This window comes from Bradyrhizobium sp. NAS80.1 (genome assembly GCF_001908205.1).
Lineage (GTDB): Bacteria > Pseudomonadota > Alphaproteobacteria > Rhizobiales > Xanthobacteraceae > Bradyrhizobium.
In genome coordinates this window covers 2501-5701 of sequence record NZ_LGHL01000474.1, presented here as the reverse complement: position 1 = coordinate 5701, position 3201 = coordinate 2501, and the positions used below count along the sequence as shown (strand labels likewise).

Genomic DNA, 3201 nt, shown 5'->3' with positions numbered 1-3201 from the left:
AGATCGGCGGGGACTATAACCCAACCACTGAGCGCGGCGCCGCCGGGTCACTGACCAGGGCGAGCGAACGCGCCGCTGATGCTCCTCACCTTGTTGAGTGAACACAACAACTGACACCAGTCGGTTGGGTTCATTCTTCGTCGGTAAGGGTATCGAAGCCTTCCGCTCAGGAAGGTTGGGACCTCCACGGTTCCGGGCTGTTTGACAAGTGAAGATGAAGAAAGAGAAACGTGGACGGCGGAGTCCTTGCGGGTCTCGCTTCCAGGGAGCTTCGGCTTTTTGGATCGGGACCGGACGAAAGACTTCGGCGGTACACGTTTTAAAGGTTACACCATCGTTGCCAGCGATGTGAATCGTGGGCAGCTCATTGGCTTCGGCCGATGAAGAATGGTGGGACCTCGTCAAACGTTGTGATCAGCCGGTTCAAAGTTCAAGTCCAACTTGAGAGTTTGATCCTGGCTCAGAGCGAACGCTGGCGGCAGGCTTAACACATGCAAGTCGAGCGGGCGTAGCAATACGTCAGCGGCAGACGGGTGAGTAACGCGTGGGAACGTACCTTTTGGTTCGGAACAACTGAGGGAAACTTCAGCTAATACCGGATAAGCCCTTACGGGGAAAGATTTATCGCCGAAAGATCGGCCCGCGTCTGATTAGCTAGTTGGTGAGGTAATGGCTCACCAAGGCGACGATCAGTAGCTGGTCTGAGAGGATGATCAGCCACATTGGGACTGAGACACGGCCCAAACTCCTACGGGAGGCAGCAGTGGGGAATATTGGACAATGGGGGCAACCCTGATCCAGCCATGCCGCGTGAGTGATGAAGGCCCTAGGGTTGTAAAGCTCTTTTGTGCGGGAAGATAATGACGGTACCGCAAGAATAAGCCCCGGCTAACTTCGTGCCAGCAGCCGCGGTAATACGAAGGGGGCTAGCGTTGCTCGGAATCACTGGGCGTAAAGGGTGCGTAGGCGGGTCTTTAAGTCAGGGGTGAAATCCTGGAGCTCAACTCCAGAACTGCCTTTGATACTGAGGATCTTGAGTTCGGGAGAGGTGAGTGGAACTGCGAGTGTAGAGGTGAAATTCGTAGATATTCGCAAGAACACCAGTGGCGAAGGCGGCTCACTGGCCCGATACTGACGCTGAGGCACGAAAGCGTGGGGAGCAAACAGGATTAGATACCCTGGTAGTCCACGCCGTAAACGATGAATGCCAGCCGTTAGTGGGTTTACTCACTAGTGGCGCAGCTAACGCTTTAAGCATTCCGCCTGGGGAGTACGGTCGCAAGATTAAAACTCAAAGGAATTGACGGGGGCCCGCACAAGCGGTGGAGCATGTGGTTTAATTCGACGCAACGCGCAGAACCTTACCAGCCCTTGACATGTCCAGGACCGGTCGCAGAGATGTGACCCTCTCTTCGGAGCCTGGAGCACAGGTGCTGCATGGCTGTCGTCAGCTCGTGTCGTGAGATGTTGGGTTAAGTCCCGCAACGAGCGCAACCCCCGTCCTTAGTTGCTACCATTTAGTTGAGCACTCTAAGGAGACTGCCGGTGATAAGCCGCGAGGAAGGTGGGGATGACGTCAAGTCCTCATGGCCCTTACGGGCTGGGCTACACACGTGCTACAATGGCGGTGACAATGGGAAGCGAAGACGCAAGTCCTAGCAAATCTCAAAAAGCCGTCTCAGTTCGGATTGGGCTCTGCAACTCGAGCCCATGAAGTTGGAATCGCTAGTAATCGTGGATCAGCACGCCACGGTGAATACGTTCCCGGGCCTTGTACACACCGCCCGTCACACCATGGGAGTTGGTTTTACCTGAAGACGGTGCGCTAACCCGCAAGGGAGGCAGCCGGCCACGGTAGGGTCAGCGACTGGGGTGAAGTCGTAACAAGGTAGCCGTAGGGGAACCTGCGGCTGGATCACCTCCTTTCTAAGGATGATCCTTCAGCGAGCTTTATGCTCACTATCGGATCGTTTTAGAAACATCAGTGGCCAACAGATCTTGAGATCGTTGAGCTGCATTGGCGGGATTTCGCCGTCTTCGTTTCTCTTTCTTCGCGGACGAACACGCGCTGGGCCTGCGTGAAGCAGGGTCCCTGTCCTTGACGGGATATGCGTTAGGGGCTTGTAGCTCAGTTGGTTAGAGCGCGCGCTTGATAAGCGTGAGGTCGGAAGTTCAAGTCTTCCCAGGCCCACCACTTTCATCGAGTGTGCATTCGTCTTCTGGTTACGGGGCCATAGCTCAGCTGGGAGAGCGCGTGCTTTGCAAGCATGAGGTCGTCGGTTCGATCCCGTCTGGCTCCACCAGATGGTTTGATCATCGACGCGTCTAGCTGCAGGTATCAACCGTCGTCCGCGAAACATCACTTCGCAACTGCTAGTCTGGATAGACAGCACGTTGCGTGATTTCTGACATCGTAAAGAGGAGATCGATCCGAGTTGGGTCGTGCAGCAATTGTTGCGCGGGCCTTCATTATCTCCGGATCATTTCGGCGCTCGCTTTCAGCCGTGAGGTTGAATGCGGGTTGTAAATGATCCTTTTAGCGAAGCTTGACCGCCTCGCTATCGGAACGATCTTACGAAGCAAGCTGGTCTTTCTAGTCAATGTCCGGCTGCAGATAGCGTTCATCGAGGGCGCGTGCCGCAAGGTAATTCTGCAGACAACATTCTGCCGAGTGTGTGGACATTGATAATGAGAGCAATCAAGTGCCTTAAGGGTGTTCGGTGGATGCCTTGGCGCTGAGAGGCGATGAAGGACGTGCTACGCTGCGATAAGCCGTGGGGAGCTGCGAAGAAGCTTTGATCCGCGGATTTCCGAATGGGGAAACCCACCTTCGATAGCCGGAACTCCAAGACCTTTGTCGAAAGACGGAAGGTGTGGGGTTCGACCAGAACTGGAAGAAGCCAGACCTTTAGATTTCGATCGAAGAGGTTTTGGATTTCCGGTTATCAAGAGAAGGTATGAGACTTCTGAATACATAGGAGGTTTCAAGCAAACCCAGGGAACTGAAACATCTAAGTACCTGGAGGAAAGGACATCAACAGAGACTCCGTTAGTAGTGGCGAGCGAACGCGGACCAGGCCAGTGATACATCAAAGACAATCGGAACCAGTCAGGAAAGCTGGGCCTCAGAGGGTGATAGCCCCGTACGAGTAATGCGATGATGTATCCACGAGTAAGGCGGGACACGTGCAATCCTGTCTG

Annotated in this window: 2 tRNA genes and 2 rRNA genes (1 of these 4 running past the window's edge); all 4 read left to right on the top strand. The window is 54.5% G+C overall.

The window, feature by feature from the left end:
- Nucleotides 1–437 precede the first annotated feature (437 nt).
- Nucleotides 438–1926, top strand: a 16S ribosomal RNA gene (locus AC629_RS44335).
- 191 nt (nucleotides 1927–2117) lie between these two features.
- A tRNA-Ile gene (locus AC629_RS44330) sits at nucleotides 2118–2194 on the top strand.
- 33 nt (nucleotides 2195–2227) lie between these two features.
- Nucleotides 2228–2303 (top strand) — tRNA-Ala (locus AC629_RS44325).
- Between the two features lie 393 nt (nucleotides 2304–2696).
- A 23S ribosomal RNA gene (locus AC629_RS44320) occupies nucleotides 2697–3201 on the top strand (it continues 2369 nt past the right edge of the window).
- Together the 16S and 23S rRNA genes with 2 tRNA genes alongside form the textbook arrangement of a ribosomal RNA operon.